The following is a 20,144-nucleotide window of genomic DNA, read 5'->3' as shown; positions in this document are numbered from 1 at the left end:
ATGTTTAACTTGATTTTTCGTCAAAATTAAACGAATAGGATTTCCGTATTGGTGTTTACCATTTCTTGAAGTTCTTTGTCTTTATCACTCTTTTCAGAAATAATAATTTCAATGTCTTGAAAATCACATACTTTAACAAGGTCCTTCTTGCATATTTTACTTGAATCTGCTAAAATAACCGTCTTTTCACTTTGGGCAATCATCGCTTTTTCTGTCTCAACCACAAGAACATTGGAATTTGTAGGTCCATCAGTTGAGATACCGCCGATAGATAGGAACGTCCATTGCGCATTGAAATTCTTTATACCGTCCAATGCTTGCGGACCAACAATTAAACCAGAATTGGGATAAAGCATTCCACCAGTAAGAAAAACTTCCGAAGTAAAACGATTGTTCATCGTTTCAACCTTTTGAGCAATTAAAATGGAATTGGTAATGATGGTAACTTTTTTATCAACCAGAAACGGAACCATTTCCAAAGTGGTGGTACCTCCATCTATAAATATGATGTCCCCATCACTTACTAAGCTGGCCGCTTTTTCGGCAATGCTCTTTTTAGCCCCAATATTAATGGTTTGTCTTTCCTGCAAAGGCAACATAGAGTCCATAGTTTTGTTGGAATCACCAATGGCTATCCCGCCCCACGTTTTTTTTACCTTATAATGTTTGGCTAAATAATTAAAATCTCTTCTTACGGTTGCCGGAGAGATAGATAGCATATCGCCAATTTCATCTACATCTAATTTTTCTTTTTCTGAAAGCTCGTGAAGTATTTTTTGAAGTCGTTGATGTCGGTCCATATTTTAAACGCGCATTTTTAGCAAATATACATTAGCTTGGTGCATAACAAACCCTTTTAAGCTATTTGTTAATGAATCTGCTCCATTCACACCATTAAATTTATGACGGTCTACCAAATTACATCTTTTTTGTTTAAAACATAACTATTGAATCAGAACGGTTTATTTAAATTGTAAATTGCTTTTTATTAGAAAGTTATATTTTATAACTGACACTTTCAAATTTTGAATGATAAAGAATAATAAAGAGTATGCATCGGAAAAAATCTTGGTTGCCTAAATTGATAAGAGTTCATCTTTTATTGATGATTATTTTAGGGTATTCGTGTTCAAAAGCTGATAAAAAGGAGGATAAACAATACAATGTACTTTTTATCATGGCAGACGATTTAAATGCATCGCTTAGCTGTTATGGGGAAGCAATGGCTGAAACTCCCCATTTGGATTCATTGGCTTCAAAAGGAACTAAATTTACTCAGGCGCATTGCCAGTTTCCGTTATGCGGACCAAGCAGAGTGTCCATTATGACAGGTTTACGTCCCGATACTACCAAAGTTTGGGTAAATACAAAAGATTTTAGAACTACCATTCCTTCCGTAGAGACGCTTCCGCAGTATTTTAAAAATAGAGGATATAAAAGTGCGCGCGTGGGAAAAATTTTTCACTACGGAGTACCCAGTCAAATAGGAACCAATGGTTTGGATGATTCGATTTCTTGGACGGAAAGAGTGAATCCGAAAGGTTATGAGAAAAAACTGGAAGATAGTGTTATAAATTATACACCAAATCATGGGTTGGGTTTGGCACTTGCTTATCACGCTGATGGTTCCCATAAAGAAAAGCACACAGACGAATTGGTTGTGGACGAAGCCATTGAATTAATGAAAAAGTTTAAGAACGATCCTTTTTTCTTGGCTGTAGGTTTTTTTCGGCCACATACTCCATACATCGCTCCAAAAGAATTTTTTGATTTATACGACTTGAATGACATAGAGGTAGCAAACGTGCCTGAAAACGATTTGGAGGATGTGCCAAACATAGCAATAGAGGAATGTATTAAGAAATATGGGGGACAGAATTTAAACTCGCTTCAGCAAAAAGAAATAAAAAGAGCTTACTACGCCTGTGTTTCTTTTATCGATGCACAAGTAGGAAAACTATTATCGGCACTTGAAGAAAATGGATTAAAAGACAATACTATTATTGTATTTACGAGTGATCACGGATATAATTTGGGGGAACACAACCTATGGGAAAAAATGAATTTATTTGAAGAAGCAACAAGAGTTCCTTTGATTGTCTACTTACCGAATGCAACGCAACCAAAAGAGCTTTCATTTGCAGAGCTTATAGATCTTTACCCTACGCTTGCAGAGGCCAACGGATTTAAAGGGCCGTCCTATCTTCAAGGCCAGAGTTTATTGCCACTGCTGCAAGGAAAAGAGAAAGAGACAGAAGGAGAGGCCATAACCGCTGTCGCCCGTTCAAATAAAAAAAGTACGGCAAAAGGAAAACTTTTGAGCGGAAAGAGTATTCGAACGCCCTCTTGGCGTTATACGGAGTGGAATAAGGGTGAGGATGGAACAGAGCTTTATAACAAGATTGAAGATCCTAAAGAATATATAAACCTTAGCCAGGACACCGTCTATAATTCTATAAAAAGTAACTTACAAAAGAAGTTAAACTTACCCGAGAACAATTAACGAATCAAAAATGTCTTTTAAATTTAAAGAATTTCGGTTTTTCTTTAAAAGAAGATCAATTTGAGAATTGTAAAAAAAGTTAATAAATTGATAAAATATAATGTGTATCTTAATTAAGATGTTGTTATATTGCACATTCCGTATTTTTTTAAATCAATAATTATGAATATAAAATTTAATAGTTGTGTGTTGATTTATTTAATGGCGGAATAAGAAATTATACTTTATATCGAAAGATTTGCAGGATCTCAGATTTTTTAGGTATAATTTTTTTCAAAACTTATCTTATAGTCTGTATGACTTTATATTAGTTTGAATTAAGAAAACTATTAAACGAATTCTAAACTTATAGAAATAATGAGAATTCCAGATATAAAAACAATTTATAAGCTGAGTGCTGTTGCAGGAATGCTATTTTTTGCGTCCTGTGGGTATGACGTGCCCAAAGAGGTTTCCGTAGCTTATGATGATCTACCGGAAGAGGTGGATTTCAATTTTCATATAAAACCAATCCTTTCCGATCGTTGTTTCAATTGCCATGGTCCGGATGCCAATACGCGTAAGGCAGGTTTGCGATTGGACTTAAAAGACGAAATGTTCAAAAAACTGGAAAGTGGCAACCGTGCCTTTGTTTCAGGTAATCCTGGAAATAGCGAAGTGATATCGAGGATTTTAACGGAAGACAAGGAAATGATGATGCCACCGGAGTCTTCACACTTAAAGCTTTCCGCTAGGGAAAAGGCACTTATTTTAAAGTGGGTGGAACAAGGCGCCGAGTGGAAAAAGCACTGGGCATATATTCCTCCTGAAAAGACAAAGATTCCGGATTTCAGCAGTGAAAGTCCGAACATAGAAAACGAAATCGACAATTTTGTTTATGATAAATTAAAATCGAAAGGCTTTAAGTTTTCCCCTGAAGCTGACAAGGAGCAGTTACTGCGCCGGTTGGCAATCGACCTTACTGGATTGCCTCCTACGTTGGAGGAATTAGATCAGTTCTTAAATGATGACAGTCCGCAGGCGTATGAAAAAATGGTGGATAAATACCTGTCCTCTGATGCTAACGCAGAACGGTTAACACTGGATTGGTTAGACCTTTCCCGTTATGCCGACTCACACGGGATCCATGCAGATGGTTGGCGTAATATGTGGCCATGGCGCGATTGGGTAATCAAGGCTTTTAAAAATAACATGCCTTACGACGAGTTCGTAACATGGCAATTGGCGGGCGATCTGCTACCGAATCCCGACAGGGAAAAAATTCTAGCCACGGCCTTCAACAGGAATACCCCCATGACGGGAGAAGGTGGCGTAATCGATGAAGAATATCGGTTGAGTTATGTTTTTGATAGGGCAGAAACCACAAGTACAGCTTTTTTAGGACTCACTGTGGCCTGCGCGAAATGCCACGACCATAAGTTCGATCCCATTTCCCAAAAGGACTATTACGAAATGTCTGCTTTTTTCAATAACGTAAAAGAACTGGGAATGACTGGAGACGATGGTAATTTCGGTCCGCTTCTTCAATTAACAACCGATGAAGAACAACATAAAATAGATAGTCTTAATGAGGCGATAAAGAAAGGTTCCAAAGATTTAGCACTTACCAAAAAGGAGTTGATGGATCTGGAAACTTTTATGAACCAAATTCCAAAGACTCATAAGACTGAAGGTTTGGTAGCACATTTACCTTTGGAAAAATCTGTCAACAAAGGTAAAAACAATAATTACTATGTTTTTGATAACAATAAGAATACGTATGCGCAAAAAGATTTGGAGTCGCTTGATGGGGCTGCTGGAAAATCGGTAAAAATAGATGGGGATTTCGATTTTATTGAAATAAACGACACACCAAATTTTGAATTAACAGACGCTTTTTCCGCGGCGCTTTGGGTAAATACAACCAAAAGGGACGAAAAGAAAACGCAAACGCTTTTGGGTACTACTGGTGATAAAAATAATGATTGGCGCGGTTGGGAATTTTACCTCGATAATAAAAATAGGTTGAATGTTCGTCTTATTCACGCATTGCCATCTAATATTATTCACGTACAGTCATTGGATTCCATAAAAACTAATAATTGGAACCATGTTGCTTTTAACTACAGCGGAACGGCTGATGCCAATGATGTGGAAATATTTATCAATGGTGAAAAAGTAAAAACGAAGGTCCTTACCAATCACCTATACAAATCCATTAAAACGATTGCTGGTGTAAAACCTGATAAAATTGTGTACCGTCCCGTGAAAATTGGAAAAAGCGGTAGAAACTTTTCAGGTGAAAACGGCTTGTTTAAAGGACGAGTGGATGAGATATATTTATATGAAAGGACGCTTTCGCTTGGAGAGGTTAAACTATTGATGAAGGAGGCCGATAGTTTACAAAACGACGAACCGGCCTTGGCTGATGAAACTCTCGTAAAGGAATATTGGGTAGCAAAAGATCCAGCCGTAGTAAAGCAAAAGAAAAAATTGAAAGCGCTCCGTTCTGATTGGTTGGAAGTGATGAACCCAGTTAGCGAAATTATGGTGATGAAAGAAATGCCTCATAAACGTACTTCTTTCATTTACGAACGAGGGGAATACAACCAGCCTTCGGATACCGTATATGCAAATACATTAAGTACATTGCCACCGTTCCCGGAAGACTTTCCTAAAAACAGATTGGGACTGTCCAAATGGCTTTTTATGGATGAAAATCCACTCACAGCAAGGGTAGCAGTAAACCGTTACTGGCAAATGGTCTTTGGGAAGGGTATTGTCGATACGCCACAAGACTTTGGTGTACAGGGAAATTTACCTACACACCCCGAACTATTAGATTGGCTGGCCATTTATTTCCGCGAAAATAATTGGGACGTAAAAGCATTGCTGAAAAAAATGGTAATGTCCCATACCTATAAGCAAATTTCCACCCCTACGGCCGAAATGGCTTCGGTAGATCCAGAAAATGTTTACCTGTCGCGGGCCAACAGCTACCGATTGCCTGCGGAATTTATTAGGGACAACGCATTGGCGGCAAGCGGACTTTTAGTGAGAACCGTTGGCGGGGAAAGCGTAAAGCCTTATATGCCTGCCGATCTCTGGGCAGAAAAATCCTCTTTTTCCCACATGCTCCTTAATTACAAGGCTTCTAAAGGCGATAGTCTTTACAGAAGAAGTATGTACACGTTTATCAGAAGAACATCACCGCATCCAGCAATGTCTGCATTTGATGCGCCTACAAGGGATGTATGTACCGTGGAAAGGGAAAATACCAATACGCCATTACAGGCTTTAGTGCTGCTTAATGATGAAGAATTCGTAGAAGCATCACGTGTGTTGGCAGAGCGTGTGCAAATGGAAGGCGGAGACTCCATAGACAGGCAGATAACCTTGGCATTTAGGTTGGCAACAAGTATTACTCCTTCGGAAGGGGAAGTGGAATTGTTAAAGGAACTTTACAGCAGACAATTAGCATACTTCGAAAAAACACCAAGTGCTACAAACGAAATTCTGAGAGTCGGTGCCAAAGATTTCAATACAGCATTGAACAAAGAAAAAACCGCTGCGCTAACTATGGTTTCCAGTACTATTTTGAACCACGATGAAGCTTTTATGAGACGATAATGAAAACCTAAAAAAATGAACTGTAACGATCATCATCATAATACAAAATTTTCAAGGAGGGATTTTCTCATGAAGACTTCCTTAGGACTAGGAGCCTTAAGTTTTGGTTCATTGCTAAGTCCTATGAGTATGTTGGCAAACGAGCCGACAAAAGCACCTTTATTGAATTTAGGAGGCGCAGCAGGAACTCATTTTCCGCCGAAAGTCAAAAGAGTAATTTATCTTTTCCAAAGTGGGGCACCCTCACAGTTGGACCTTTTCGATTACAAGCCGATGCTCCAAAAAATGAACGGAGAGAATTTACCGGACAGTGTGTTGGGTGGTCAGCGTCTTACTGGAATGTCTGCGGGACAAGCAGCTTTGCCTATGGCAGGAAGTATATTCAATTTTAAGCAGCACGGGGAGAGCGGTGCCTGGATGAGCGACCTGATGCCTTACACTTCTAAAGTAGTTGATGATATTTGCTTTATAAAGTCCATGTATACGGAAGCCATTAACCATGATCCAGCGATTACCTTTTTGCAAACTGGATCGCAACAGCCCGGAAGGCCTTCCATCGGTTCTTGGGTGAGCTACGGTCTTGGCTCCGATAATAAAAACCTACCCGAATTTGTGGTCTTGGTTACCAAAGATAAAATGGGACAGCCTTTGTATTCGCGGCTTTGGGGGAACGGTTTTTTACCTTCCCAACACCAAGGGGTTCAGTTCAGGGCGGGAAAAGATCCCGTACTGTATCTTACCAATCCGCCGGGGGTTACAGGAGAAGTTAGAAGAGAACAACTTGATTACCTTCACCGACTGGAAAAAATGCAGCATGAGGATATTGGGGATCCTGAAATTTTGGCGAGAATGTCCCAATATGAAATGGCATATAGAATGCAGACGTCCGTTCCGGAAATCATGAGTACTGAAAATGAGCCAGATTATATTTACGACCTTTACGGTGAAGACAGTAAGAAACCGGGAACTTTTGCCGCCAACTGTCTGTTGGCAAGAAGGTTGGCAGAAAAGGATGTTAAGTTCATACAGCTGTACCATCAAGGATGGGACCAGCATGGCGACTTACCAAATGCCATTAAACAACAGTGCTTGGATACCGATCAGGCTACAGCAGCATTAATTACCGATTTAAAACAAAGGGGAATGCTGGAAGATACCCTCGTAATTTGGGGTGGCGAATTTGGACGAACCAGTTATTCGCAGGGACAGCTGACACCTAAAAATTATGGAAGGGACCACCATCCAAAATGTTTTACCGTTTTCATGGCAGGTGCCGGAATTAAAGGAGGTATGACATTAGGTGCAACGGACGATTTTGGATATAATATTGCAGATAGACCGGTTCATGTGCACGACTTCCAAGCTACATTGATGCATTTGTTGGGCGTAGATCACGAGCGCTTAACCTATAAATATCAAGGAAGAAGGTTTAGACTTACGGACGTTCATGGAAAAGTGGTCAATGAAATCCTCTCTTAAACTAAGAAATCAGCTAATTACTAACATTATAATTTTTTCAGTATAAATGAAAAACCAACCAAGAAGAGATTTTATGAAAAAAACCATGCTGGCCGCTTCGGCAGGCATGGTTTTACCTACTATTGGCTTAGGCCAGGCACAAAGAAAATCAACTTTTAAGCAGGGCGAGATTATAGGTCATGGTGATTTCACCTATAAAGTGGATAAAGAATGGGGTGTGCAGGACCCCGCAATAGTACCTATTAACGATTGCCATGAAATGGTAATGGGCACGGATGGAAGGCTTTTTTTAACCGTCTCTGGAAAGAACAATAAAAACATACTTATTTACGATAAATCGGGTAAAGTGTTGGATGCCTGGGGCGATAATTTCCCTGGTGCCCATGGACTTACCCTTGCTGGGGAAGGAAGCGATCAATTCCTCTTGATTACTGACCCTGAAATCCATAAGGTTTTTAAAACTACCCTTGACGGAAAGATTATCCACACATTTAATGCCCCAAAAGAATATGACGGTTATAAAACCAATGATCTGTTCAAGCCAACGGAAACGGCGGTTGCACCCAATGGGGATATTTATATTGCTGATGGTTATGGGGAAAATTATATAACCCAATACAATTCCAAAGGCGAATTTATAAGGTATTTCGGCGGGAAAGGGGATACGGATACTACGTTTGATTGTTGCCACGGGATTACGGTGGACCTCAGGGATCCCAATAATCCTTGCTTGCTCATTACCTCTAGAAGTAAACAGGAATTCAAAAGGTTTACTATGGATGGGCAATATCTCGAGACTATTAAACTTCCGGGAGCTTCCATTTGTAGGCCTGTGATCCATGGAAAAAACCTTTATTTTGCTGTGATTGTAACTGATAATTGGTGGATTTACGATGGTATGGTGGCTGTTCTTAATGAAAAAAATGAAGTGGTTTCCCTACCAGGGGGAAGTGCCCCGAAATATGTCAACGGGGAGTTTCAAAAACCGGAATACGATGGCCATACCTTTTTGAATCCACATGATGTCTGTATCGACAATGATGAAAATATATATGTACCGCAATGGTTCTCTGGTAAAACATATCCGGTTAAACTACATAGGGTTTAAACGCTGAATAATTGGGAGCCTGTTTTTAAATACCTAAGGAACCTTTAACGCTAAATAAATTTCCGTCAAACCAAACTAAACTTTAAGTACATACTACATGATTCTATTAGATACAACTACCTTTTTGGGTAGGTTGCACCCTTTAATTGTCCACCTTCCTATAGGGTTTTTATTATTGGCCATTTTATTGGAGTGGTACGGTTATTTCACCAAAAAAGAGTTCACAGGTCCGGTATCCTTTGCTTGGCTTTTGGGTAGCATCAGTTGTATTTTTGCGGCTCTTTTCGGGTGGTTTTTGGCTTCGACCGGACTATATGTGGAAGAAGAACTTTTTGTACACAGATGGTTGGGCGTTGCCTTTATTTTAATTGGGTTCGTTGGTTTTTATTTAAAAAGGAACCCGCAGAAATTTGGTAAACCTGTCCAAACGGTTTTCAATGTACTTGTAATAATATTATTGTCCGTTGAAGGGCATCAGGGAGGGAACCTGACCCACGGAGAAGATTATTTAACCGCATACGCACCTGGATTTGTTTCTTCAGGAAAAAAAGAAAAGAAATCGTCTGGAAATTCCATCGAAAGGTCACCAGATTCAGTATTGGTTTATCAAGATCTTATCGCACCCATATTTCAAGAAAAATGTGTTGCTTGCCATAATACCGAGGTAGCCAAAGGCGGATTGAACATGGAGGTAATCGATTCTTTAAAGAAAGGCGGACTTAGTGGAAATACATTGGTGGCAGGAAACCCCAAGGCCAGTGAACTCTTCAAAAGAATCAGCATGTCCCCCAAAAAAATAAAATACATGCCGCCCACCAAGGATGTTTTAACGTACAATGAAGTGAAATTGGTAGAATGGTGGATTGAGCAGGGCGCTTCATTTAAAGATACTTTAGTGGGGTTGGAGGTGGATAAGGATATTCAGGATATTTTACTGAAAGATTACCTTATCAATACCAAACCCAGACCTTGGTACACAAAAGTAAACCTGCCGGCATTGGACACCGTTACCCTAAACAGTTTGGAGAAGAAAGGCTTTTTGGTTAGAAAACTAGGGGAGGATAACAATCTATTGGACATCACCTTTACGGAAAAAATATTGTCTGAACAACAATTTTCCGAACTGGAAAAAGTCTCTGAATACATAACCTGGCTGTCTTTGAGCGGTACGGAAATTGAAAGTGGAGGACTAGGATTAATCTCCAGGTTTAAAAATCTTACCCGCCTGGAATTGAATGATACAAATGTTAGCTGTAGTGAAGTCACCCATTTTAGTTCTTTGGAGCATTTGGAGGCGTTGAACCTTTATGGAACCTCCGTTCAGGATGATTGTTTGTCATCAATAGGGAATCTTACAGAATTGAAAAGAGTTTATTTAGGCAATACGGAAGTCACAGAAGCAGGGGTTCAGAAATTGAAACAGGCAAACGAAAATTTAAAAGTTTTTATGCCACAGAAGCAATTATAGATTTTGGATTTTAACCATCAGAACAGTAAACGATGAAACAAAATATCACGGCTTTTCTTTTGATAATAGCAGTATTCTTCGGATGCAAGAAGAACGAACATTCCTCAAAAGATGTTGTAGAGAAGCATACAGAAAAGCCGAACATCGTTTTTATTATGGCAGACGATTTGGGTTATGGCGATATTGAGCCATTCGGTCAAGAAATTATTGAAACTCCTGCATTATCCAAAATGGCCAAAGAAGGCATCCGTTTTACGCAACATTATGCGGGAAATACGGTCTGTGCACCTTCACGCTGCGCTTTGATGACCGGAATGAGTATGGGCCACGCTGAGATTCGTGGAAATAAGCAGGCCGACCCAATCGGACAAATACCTTTGTCCGATGAAGCCGTTACCGTGGCGGAAGTCCTAAAAAACGCCGGCTACCGAACAGCCTTAATCGGAAAATGGGGTTTGGGTATTGAAAACTCTACAGGAGACCCTTTAAAACAAGGTTTTGATAGTTACTACGGATACTTGGATCAGGTCTTAGCCCATAATTATTACCCTGAATACCTTCTTAGAAACGGTAAAAAAGAATTTTTAGAAAATAAAGTAGTCTACCAAGACAGTACCGCTTGGCATCGCGGACTGGGAAGCCATACGGAAGAAAAGGTGGAGTATTCCCAAGATTTGTTCATGGAAGAAACCATGGATTTTTTGGATAAGCAGGAGGATAAGCCTTTTTTTTTATACTTGCCTTTTACCATTCCGCACGATAATGGGGAAGCCCCGGAAGGGTATCGACAGGAAATTCCCGATTTAGGTATTTACGCGGATAAAGATTGGCCCAGGGAGACCAAAGCGTATGCTGCAATGATTACTCGGCTGGACAGTGATGTAGGAAAAATACTTAATAAGTTGAAAGAAAAAGGGTTGGATGAAAACACTTTGGTCATCTTTACCAGTGATAACGGCCCTATGCCTAACATGGAATTCACTGAATTTTTTAATAGTAATGGCCCTTTCAAAGGAGGTAAAAGGGACTTGTACGAAGGTGGAATTCGTATTCCGTTTATTGCTCGATGGCCTGGAAAAATAAATCCCAATACCCAAAGTGAACATATTAGTGCCTTTTGGGATTTTCTCCCAACCGCAAGTGAGCTGGCAGGCGTTGAACCTCCTGAGAACATCGATGGTATTTCCTATCTCCCAGCTTTATTGGGCAAAGAACAACCAAAGCACCAATATTTGTACTGGGAATTTCCAGAAAAAGGGTACAGTGTAGCCCTGAGAAAAGGAAAATGGAAGGCAGTGCGAAGGAATATGGAAGAAAACCCAGATGCCGCGTTGGAACTTTATAATTTGAAAGAAGATTCAGGGGAGACCAACAATGTGGCCTCAGAGCACCCGGAATTGGTTGAAGAAATGGAAATACTATTACGGGATGCCCGAACACCTTCAAAAGAGTTTCCTATGCCGAAGAATAATCAAGCAAATGAATGATGAATGGATGTGAAGCGTAGCTTTAAGGGGATAATTTTCTTGTTGGTGACCTGCCAGATTTCTTATCTGTGGGCAACACCAAACACAATGCAAAATGAAAAGCCAAATATTATTTGGATTAATTGTGAAGACATTGGGCCACACTTGGGCGCCTATGGTGACGATTTCGCTATAACCCCAAACCTGGACGCCTTGGCCAAAGAAGGTATTGTCTTCAACAGAGCTTACGCAACGGCACCAATATGTTCTCCTTCCCGTTCTGCACTTATAACGGGTAGATATGCAACCTCCCTCGGAACACAGCACCTTAGAAGTGATATAGAGCGACCTGAATTTATAAAAACCCTTCCGGAGATATTAAAAAAAGAAGGCTACTTTACCAGTAACTATAGTAAATCCGATTACAATTTTGATCATGATGGACTTTACGATTACTGGGCACAGGATACGTTTCCGTGGAGAAACCGTAAAGGTGATCAGCCTTTTTTTAGTTATTTTGTATATGGTAATACACACGAAGGTAGTGTGAACCACACTGAAAACTGGAAGAAGAATACAAAAGATTTGGATACCTCTTTTTTTCATGATCCAGCGAAAGCACCAATTCCTCCGTATCATCCCAAGTCGGATGTGTTTAAAAATCTTTGGGCACATTATTATGACAATATTTCCAATCTCGATCAGTTTGTAGGGAAAATATTGGAAGGTCTGGAAGCCGACGGACTTAAAGAAAATACCATAGTATTTTTCTTTTCAGATCACGGGCCAGGTTTGCCCCGCTATAAAAGATGGTTGTACAGTTCTGGTTTGCATGTACCCTTTTTAATGTACATCCCAGAAAAGTATAGAAAATCTAAAGGGGTTTCGGCAGGTACTGTAAATAATGAATTGGTAAGTTTTGTGGACTTCGTGCCAACAGTTTTGGATTTGGTGGATGCGCCCATTCCAGAGACCATCGAGGGAAATGCAATTTTTGATGACAACTATGTACCAAGAGAGTACGTTTTTGGGGCTCGTAGCAGAGCCGATAATATGTATGACATGGCAAGGGCCGTAATTGATGATCGCTATATCTATGTTCGCAATTATAGACCTGAACTTCCTTATATACAGACCGGGTTTATTTTTTCCGATAAGAAAGAAAGTTTTGCAGACTTGCACCGTCGCTATCATGCGGGAGCTTTACCTGCCCAAGCGGAAAGAATGTACGAAGCCAAGCCACCAGAGGAGTTATATGATTTAAGGAACGATCCTTATGAGTTGGAAAACTTAGCCAACTTACCAGAATTTAAGGAGAAAGTCGAACAATATCGAAATACACTTCATAAATGGATTCTTGAATATAGGGATACGGGATTCTTACCCGAAGCTGAATATATGTTAAGGTCTAAGGAATCAACTCCGTATGAAATGGCGCATGATCCTAAAGAATACCCATTGAAGGAAATTCTAAAGGCAGCGGAACTGGTTGGTTATAAAGATATTAGTGCAATTAAAACCGCTATGGAAAACGAGGATAGCGGTGTGCGCTATTGGGGACTGATAGCTTCAAAGGCATCAGAACTACCTTCAGAAGAGTTTATGTCTTTATGGGAAAGACTTTTAAACGATCCATCACCAGCAGTGCAGATTACGGCAGCGGAATATATTTTAATGGAAAAAGATAATGCAAAAGCGATAGAGGTCTTAGCGAAATGGGTTCAGGATGAACGGGGGTGGTTGGCATTGCAGGCAGCAAGAAGCATTGAACTTGTAGGAGAGCGGGCCAAACCTTTAGTTCCCATACTTAAAGATGTTTTAAAGGAGAAAAGCGGAAATGTATCAGAAAAAGTGCCCTACAAAGATTTTATGTTTTCGGCATTTATCAGTTGGTCTGTGAAATATGCTTTGCATAATTGCGGAGAGGAAGTCGATTTAACAAGATAAGCCATTTTCGCCACCAAAAAATGTGCTTTTAATTTCTGAAAGAATTTAAAAATTTTAAACTGAAAAAACATATAGTTTATGCAAATTAAAAAGATTCTTCAAATAAGTATTGTCTCAATTCTGACAATATTCTTGTTTTCGTGTAAAGAAGAACCGAAAAACAGCAATCCTTCGGGGTCGGTATTAGATAAATCTGCAGTAGTTGATTACAGCGGCCTGAACCTTCCAGATAAACCAAATATCGTATGGATTGTCGCAGAAGATTTAAGTCCGTATTTACCAACTTTCGGAGATTCTACCATTACAACCCCCAATATAAGTCGCTTAGCTAAGGAGGGAGTTACTTATACAAATGTATATTCCCCATCGGGGGTTTGTGCACCGAGCCGGGCAGCCCTTGCATTGGGAATGTATCCAACCAAATCTGGAACAATGCATATGCGTACCGGGCCATGGTTTAGTTTTCATGTAAGCGATGAACAGCTTAAAAATTATGAAGTAACCACTTATGAAGCCAACGTACCGCCGGGAGTTCATATGCACAGTGAATATTTAAGAAGAGCCGGCTATTATTGCACCAATAATGATAAAGAAGATTATCAGTTTAGATGCGAGATGACTGCCTGGGATGAAAGCAGTAAGAATGCGCATTGGAAAAACAGGGATGGTGATGAACCCTTTTTTGCTATTTTTAATTTTAATCTTACCCATGAATCCAAAATATGGGCCCATGCGAAAGATTCGTTATTGGTTCCTGAAGATTTAGATGTACCCATAAAGCCTTATTTGCCTACTACGGAAGTTGCTAAAAACGATGTGCGTAGAATGTATTCCAATGTTAAATTATTAGATCAAAAGGTTGGAGAGATTCTGAAGGAGTTGGAAGACGAAAACCTTTTGGAAAATACGGTGATATTTTGGTATTCCGATCATGGCGGACCATTACCTAGGGAAAAGAGAACGTTGTACGATTCTGGATTACAAGTCCCTATGATCATCAGGTTTCCAAATAAACAGTTGGCAGAACAAGTTGATGATCAGCTAATCAGCTTTGTGGATTTTAAACCCACTTTACTATCCTTAGCTGGTATTCCAATTCCAGATTATGTAGATGGAAGGGCTTGGATGGGTAAACATGCGAATGCTGAAAAAAGAGACTATATTTTTGCCGCAGCAGACCGTTTTGATCTTAAGCACGACCGATTGAGAGCAGTAAAGGATAAACGATTTAAGCTTATAAGAAATTACCTTCCCAATCAACCGTATTATTTACCGGTAAGTTACCGCGAGCAAATGCCGATTATGCAAGAATTACTTCGGTTGGACTCCTTGGGGCAACTTAACGAATACCAAGCACAGTGGTTTAGAAAAACGAAAGATTCCATCGAATTGTTTGATACTTTTAAGGATCCAAATGAGCTACATAATTTGGCTTCAGACCCAAAATACAAGGAGAAGGTACAAGAACTATCTGAAGCCATGGATAAGTGGATTGTACAAACGAATGATTTGGGAATGATTCCAGAGAAAGAATATCTAGCCCAAAGAAAAAGTTATTTTGAAGAACCGCAAACGGCGACTCCGAAGGCAACAAATTCAGAAGGAAATTGGGTCTTAGATTGTGAAACGGAGGGAGCTTCCATCGGTTTTCAATGGATTGGGAAGGATGAAAAACCTGGCGATAGATGGCAAATTTACCAAGGACCTATTCAGAATAAAGAAGATAAACAATTGGTAGTACGCGCACATCGTATTGGTTTTAAACCGAGTGAGTTCGTAGTAGAGGAATAAAAATTAATGCCAGTATTTGAAAGGTAATTCAATCTTTTCTTCTCAAAATCGAAAATATGAGTTGTTAGTTCCATTTTGTTATTTCTACATCGGCTATGAATCCATCCCTAAAAAGGCTCCATTTTATATCGGGCATCGCGGTTACCGTTTTTATTGTGCTACATTTTTTTAATCATTTAACGAGTGTTTTCAGTATAGAAACACACATAGCAGTGATGGATTCTTTGCGGAAATTCTACCGCAATGTTTTTATCGAGCCCATTATCATTGCTGCTTTTTTATTCCAAATAGCGAGTGGTTTATGGTTGGTTTTTAAAAAGCGAAAAGGCAAAACAGATTCTTTTGAAAAAATACAAATGATTTCTGGAGTGTATTTGGCTCTATTTTTACTGGTGCATTTGGCGGCTGTTTACAAAGGAAGGTATGAACTGAATTTAGACACCAATTTTTACTATGGCGCTACAGGAATAAATAAGTATCCCTCTAACGTATTCTTTATTCCCTATTACGGCTTGGCAATGCTGTCTTTTTTTGGTCACATATCTGGAGCCCATGCACGCAAAATGAAACGGAATGTTCTTTCCATAACCCCTAAAAAACAAGCCTATTTACTATTTTTATTTGGTGTCATTATCACTTTGCTAATATTTTTCGGACTCACCAACAAGCTCACAGGGTTAAAATAACCGACTATTTAGGTAAAAATAACTTCTGTTTAGCTCAAAATACCTATCATTTAGGCTCGATGACGAAGTTTTTAACATCGAACAAGCTATTTTTAGGTCCCGAAGCCAAAATTTTAGGTCTCGAGGCTAAAACTTTAGGTCCCGAACCTAAAACTTTAGGTTCTAAGCCTAAAACTTTAGGTAAAACACCTAAAAGTTTAGCTGGTCTTCCTAAACGTTTAGGTACAAGACCTAAAAATTTAACGATGTAACCTAAAAACTTCGTGAAAAGACCTAAAAAGATGGTGGTAGCACGTAAAAAATTCTTTAAAAAGGGAGAAAAGTGGGTTCTGAAACCTAAATACAAAGTTCTTGCAGGATAGTTGGTTGTGCTGAGATAACAAAGTATAGTAATAAAAAACGGATGGTGACCCATAATTGGCACAAGTATTGTCTTAATAGGATGATAAAATGCCTACAAACTTTCATTTCTATGTAAAATGTAAGCTATGAGCGCTTTATCCTACTGAAAAAGAAGAATAATACAATCCATTCTGAATGACAGAATGACTTATAAAGAACTATGAGTAACAACAAATTTTTAAATATGGACAGTTTGTCATTGCATAACATTGACGACGACGCCGAATTAATCCCATTAATGACTCCCGAAGATGAGGAGGAAATAAACAATGAGGTATTACCGGAAACCTTGCCTATACTTCCTTTAAGGAATACCGTGCTTTTTCCAGGGGTGGTAATTCCCATCACTGCAGGTCGCGACAAATCAATAAAATTGATTAAGGATGCTTCCAACGGGAATAAAGTTATTGGAGTGGTTTCCCAAAAAGATGAAAACGTTGAAGACCCAGAGGTAAAAGATTTAAATACCACAGGGACGGTAGCAAGAATCCTTCGAGTATTAAAAATGCCTGACGGAAACACAACTGTTATCATTCAAGGGAAAAAACGTTTCGAGATTGAAGAAATTACTTCCGCAGAACCTTATTTTACAGCACGTATTAAAGACCTGCCGGAAGAAAAACCAGCGGAAGGAAATGAGGAATTCTCCACTATTATAGAGTCTATTAAAGACTTGGCATTGCGAATTATAAAGGAAAGTCCGAATATTCCTTCGGAAGCTTCTTTTGCTATAAAAAATATTGAAAGTAACTCGTTCCTTATCAATTTTATTTCTTCCAATATGAATTTGGAAGTGAAGGATAAGCAAAAATTACTGGAAACGAAAAACCTTCAAGAGCGTGCTTTGGCAACCTTGAAGTATATGAATGTTGAATTTCAGAAGTTAAACTTACGAAACGATATTCAGTCTAAGGTTCAATCTGATTTAAACCAGCAACAACGCGAGTATTTCTTGCATCAACAGATGAAAACCATTCAAGAAGAATTGGGTGGCGGTTCTTATGAGGAAGAGATTGAGCAGATGCGCTTAAAAGCCAAAAAGAAAAAGTGGGATACTAAGGTAAAAGAACACTTTGAAAAGGAATTGGCGAAATTGCAGCGTATGAATCCGCAAGTGGCGGAGTATTCCATTCAGCGTAACTATTTGGATCTGTTTTTAGATCTTCCTTGGAATAAATTTTCAAAAGATAAATTCGATTTAAAGCGTGCTCAAAAGGTATTGGACCGCGATCATTACGGATTGGAAGATGTTAAAAAGCGTATTATTGAATACTTGGCTGTACTGAAGTTAAGAAACGATATGAAGTCGCCTATTCTTTGTTTATACGGACCTCCGGGGGTTGGTAAAACCTCTCTTGGGAAATCGGTTGCAGAGGCTTTAGGTAGGGAATATGTTAGAATTTCGTTGGGTGGACTTCGTGACGAAGCGGAAATTCGAGGACATAGAAAAACCTATATTGGAGCTATGCCAGGGCGTATCATCCAATCGTTGAAAAAGGCAGGAACGTCTAATCCCGTATTTATTCTAGATGAAATAGATAAACTTTCTGTAAGTCACAGCGGCGATCCATCTTCAGCGATGTTGGAGGTATTAGACCCTGAACAAAATAAAGAGTTTTACGATAATTTCTTGGAAATGGGCTACGACCTTTCCAAAGTGATGTTTATTGCTACAGCCAACAATTTAGGTCCTATACAACCTGCGTTGCGCGACCGTATGGAAATCATCAATGTAAACGGTTATACTATTGAAGAGAAAGTGGAAATTGCAAAACGCCATTTACTTCCGAAGCAATTGGAAGAACATGGATTGACCAAAAACGATCTCAAAATAGGGAAGAAGGAGCTAGAAAAAATAGTGGAAGGTTACACCCGTGAATCTGGTGTGCGTAGTTTGGAAAAACAAATCGCCAAAATGGTACGTTATGCTGCAAAATCCATCGCCATGGAAGATGAGTATAACGTAAAAGTTTCGGTAAAAGACGTTGAGGAAATATTAGGAGCACCGAGATTGGAGCGCGATAAATATGAAAACAATGATGTGGCTGGAGTAGTAACCGGACTCGCTTGGACGAGCGTCGGTGGTGATATTCTATTTATTGAATCCATTCTTTCTAAAGGGAAAGGAAATTTAAGTATTACCGGAAACCTTGGTAAGGTGATGAAAGAATCTGCTACCATTGCTATGGAATACATTAAATCGAATGCAGAAAGCCTTGGGATAGATCCAAGTATTTTTGAAAAATACAATGTACATATTCACGTACCGGAAGGTGCTACGCCAAAAGACGGACCAAGTGCAGGTATTACCATGTTAACCTCTTTGGTTTCTCTATACACGCAAAAGAAAGTGAAAAAGCACATTGCGATGACGGGAGAGATTACCCTTCGTGGAAAAGTGCTTCCTGTGGGCGGTATCAAGGAAAAAATATTAGCGGCCAAAAGAGCGCATATAAAAGAGTTGATTTTGTGTAATGAAAACCGTCGTGATGTATTGGAAATTAAGGAAGAGTATTTAAAAGGACTTAAATTCCACTATGTAAACGAAATGAGCGAAGTGATCGATATCGCGATTACCAACCAAAAGGTTAAAAACGCAAAGGAGTTGTAGGTATAGACGGGAGACAGAAGACAGAAGACGGAAGTTGGATGCTAGAAGCTTGACGACAGAAGCTTGATGCTTTAATTATAGTTTGTGCAATTAATTCTAGTTTAGGTCTAAATATGCTATTGTCAGGCTGAGCTTGTCGAAGCCCATCTTGGAGCTTTATATTACTTTTATTAACAAGTTGTTGAATTGTAAAATGACCTCTCGACTCCGCTCGAGGGGACATTGCGATAGGATAGATAACATAAAATCAAATAATGAAAAAAATAACCATCGCTATAGACGGGTTTTCCTCTACTGGAAAGAGTACCATTGCAAAACAATTGGCAAAAGCACTCAATTATGTGTATGTGGACACAGGTGCCATGTACCGCGCAGTAGCGTTGTACGCCCTTCGAAAGGGATATGTTGGGGAAAATGGAGAAAACAGTGATGGTTTAATTGCGGATCTCCCATCCATTTCATTAAAATTTCAAAAGAATGAAGAGACGGGCAATGCAGATATGTTTTTGAACGGTGAAAATGTAGAGAACGAAATTAGGACCCTTCGCGTTTCCAATGTAGTAAGTACGGTAGCTGCTATTTCGGAAGTGCGCCAAAAACTAGTGGAGCAACAGCAAAAAATGGGTATTGAAAAAGGCGTGGTAATGGATGGCAGGGACATAGGTACGGTGGTTTTTCCCGATGCTGAATTAAAGTTATTCATGACCGCTTCCGCAGATAAAAGGGCTATTCGCCGTTATAAAGAACTGCTCGATAAAGGAGAGGATGTGGCGTATGAAGATGTACTGAAAAACGTTCAGGAAAGAGACCATATCGATACTACCCGTGAAGACTCTCCATTGGTTAAAGCAGAGGATGCTATTGAGTTTGACAACAGCGATATGGGTATTGACGAGCAGTTTGAACGTATTCATAATTATTCCCTTCGTGTGATTGAAAAAGCGTAACGGCATCCTATACTTAAATCTTCGTCATTAATAAATCTATCCGCTTTGTGCGGTTTTCGATATTACGAGGTCGGGCTACATTAATTGAGTAGCCCGACCTTGTTTTTTAGACGCATTGTTCTTCTAA

At 39.4% G+C, this 20,144-nt stretch carries 13 protein-coding genes; 12 read left to right on the top strand and 1 reads right to left on the bottom strand.

The window, feature by feature from the left end; all coding sequences use genetic code 11:
* Positions 1-26: 26 nt before the first annotated feature.
* Complete coding sequence (locus tag NDQ75_RS10430; RefSeq protein ID WP_202027417.1) at positions 27-800, bottom strand: DeoR/GlpR family DNA-binding transcription regulator; 774 nt, start codon at positions 798-800, stop codon at positions 27-29.
* A gap of 251 nt (positions 801-1,051) precedes the next feature.
* Between NDQ75_RS10430 and NDQ75_RS10425 the strand changes: the two genes are divergently transcribed.
* The 12 genes from NDQ75_RS10425 (at position 1,052) to cmk (ending at position 20,017) form a co-directional block, all read left to right on the top strand.
* Positions 1,052-2,503 carry a sulfatase gene (locus tag NDQ75_RS10425; RefSeq protein WP_202027416.1) on the top strand — a complete coding sequence of 484 codons (1,452 nt, stop codon included), beginning with the start codon at positions 1,052-1,054 and terminating at the stop codon, positions 2,501-2,503.
* 357 nt (positions 2,504-2,860) lie between these two features.
* A complete protein-coding gene (locus NDQ75_RS10420) occupies positions 2,861-6,112 on the top strand; it encodes a DUF1553 domain-containing protein (protein WP_242513618.1) in 3,252 nt (1,083 codons plus the stop codon).
* Between the two features lie 15 nt (positions 6,113-6,127).
* The gene (locus NDQ75_RS10415; protein WP_202027415.1) at positions 6,128-7,591 is read left to right on the top strand and encodes a DUF1501 domain-containing protein; all 1,464 of its coding nucleotides are present in this window, start codon (positions 6,128-6,130) and stop codon (positions 7,589-7,591) included.
* A 73-nt stretch (positions 7,592-7,664) separates the two neighbouring features.
* On the top strand, positions 7,665-8,699 hold the full coding sequence (locus NDQ75_RS10410; RefSeq protein WP_242513617.1) for an NHL repeat-containing protein: 1,035 nt from the start codon (positions 7,665-7,667) through the stop codon (positions 8,697-8,699).
* A gap of 97 nt (positions 8,700-8,796) precedes the next feature.
* A complete protein-coding gene (locus NDQ75_RS10405; RefSeq protein ID WP_202027413.1) occupies positions 8,797-10,167 on the top strand; it encodes a DUF2231 domain-containing protein in 1,371 nt (456 codons plus the stop codon).
* A gap of 32 nt (positions 10,168-10,199) precedes the next feature.
* A complete protein-coding gene (locus NDQ75_RS10400) occupies positions 10,200-11,654 on the top strand; it encodes an arylsulfatase (protein WP_202027412.1) in 1,455 nt (484 codons plus the stop codon).
* A 3-nt stretch (positions 11,655-11,657) separates the two neighbouring features.
* Positions 11,658-13,580 carry a sulfatase-like hydrolase/transferase gene (locus NDQ75_RS10395; protein WP_202027411.1) on the top strand — a complete coding sequence of 641 codons (1,923 nt, stop codon included), beginning with the start codon at positions 11,658-11,660 and terminating at the stop codon, positions 13,578-13,580.
* 78 nt (positions 13,581-13,658) lie between these two features.
* On the top strand, positions 13,659-15,371 hold the full coding sequence (locus NDQ75_RS10390) for a sulfatase family protein (RefSeq protein ID WP_202027410.1): 1,713 nt from the start codon (positions 13,659-13,661) through the stop codon (positions 15,369-15,371).
* Between the two features lie 95 nt (positions 15,372-15,466).
* Positions 15,467-16,057, top strand: coding sequence for a hypothetical protein (locus NDQ75_RS10385; RefSeq protein WP_202027409.1), 591 nt, complete (start codon positions 15,467-15,469; stop codon positions 16,055-16,057).
* Positions 16,058-16,116: 59 nt separating this feature from the next.
* On the top strand, positions 16,117-16,308 hold the full coding sequence (locus tag NDQ75_RS10380; RefSeq protein WP_202027408.1) for a hypothetical protein: 192 nt from the start codon (positions 16,117-16,119) through the stop codon (positions 16,306-16,308).
* A 311-nt stretch (positions 16,309-16,619) separates the two neighbouring features.
* Positions 16,620-19,070 (top strand): endopeptidase La, encoded by a 2,451-nt coding sequence (gene lon, locus NDQ75_RS10375; protein WP_202027407.1) that lies wholly within the window; start codon positions 16,620-16,622, stop codon positions 19,068-19,070.
* A gap of 254 nt (positions 19,071-19,324) precedes the next feature.
* Complete coding sequence (cmk, locus tag NDQ75_RS10370; protein ID WP_202027406.1) at positions 19,325-20,017, top strand: (d)CMP kinase; 693 nt, start codon at positions 19,325-19,327, stop codon at positions 20,015-20,017.
* Positions 20,018-20,144 lie beyond the last annotated feature (127 nt).

This window comes from Galbibacter mesophilus, from assembly GCF_023721415.1.
Taxonomy (GTDB): domain Bacteria; phylum Bacteroidota; class Bacteroidia; order Flavobacteriales; family Flavobacteriaceae; genus Galbibacter; species Galbibacter mesophilus.
This window is presented reverse-complemented; position numbering and strand designations above follow the sequence as displayed.

Excerpts from the sequence above, each read along its gene's own strand:
- NDQ75_RS10430 (WP_202027417.1), bottom strand. The coding sequence starts at position 800 with ATGGACCGACATCAACGACTTCAAAAAATACTTCACGAGCTTTCAGAA.
- NDQ75_RS10425 (WP_202027416.1), top strand. The coding sequence starts at position 1,052 with ATGCATCGGAAAAAATCTTGGTTGCCTAAATTGATAAGAGTTCATCTT.
- NDQ75_RS10420 (WP_242513618.1), top strand. The coding sequence starts at position 2,861 with ATGAGAATTCCAGATATAAAAACAATTTATAAGCTGAGTGCTGTTGCA.
- NDQ75_RS10415 (WP_202027415.1), top strand. The coding sequence starts at position 6,128 with ATGAACTGTAACGATCATCATCATAATACAAAATTTTCAAGGAGGGAT.
- NDQ75_RS10410 (WP_242513617.1), top strand. The coding sequence starts at position 7,665 with ATGAAAAAAACCATGCTGGCCGCTTCGGCAGGCATGGTTTTACCTACT.
- NDQ75_RS10405 (WP_202027413.1), top strand. The coding sequence starts at position 8,797 with ATGATTCTATTAGATACAACTACCTTTTTGGGTAGGTTGCACCCTTTA.
- NDQ75_RS10400 (WP_202027412.1), top strand. The coding sequence starts at position 10,200 with ATGAAACAAAATATCACGGCTTTTCTTTTGATAATAGCAGTATTCTTC.
- NDQ75_RS10395 (WP_202027411.1), top strand. The coding sequence starts at position 11,658 with ATGGATGTGAAGCGTAGCTTTAAGGGGATAATTTTCTTGTTGGTGACC.
- NDQ75_RS10390 (WP_202027410.1), top strand. The coding sequence starts at position 13,659 with ATGCAAATTAAAAAGATTCTTCAAATAAGTATTGTCTCAATTCTGACA.
- NDQ75_RS10385 (WP_202027409.1), top strand. The coding sequence starts at position 15,467 with ATGAATCCATCCCTAAAAAGGCTCCATTTTATATCGGGCATCGCGGTT.
- NDQ75_RS10380 (WP_202027408.1), top strand. The coding sequence starts at position 16,117 with ATGACGAAGTTTTTAACATCGAACAAGCTATTTTTAGGTCCCGAAGCC.
- lon (WP_202027407.1), top strand. The coding sequence starts at position 16,620 with ATGAGTAACAACAAATTTTTAAATATGGACAGTTTGTCATTGCATAAC.
- cmk (WP_202027406.1), top strand. The coding sequence starts at position 19,325 with ATGAAAAAAATAACCATCGCTATAGACGGGTTTTCCTCTACTGGAAAG.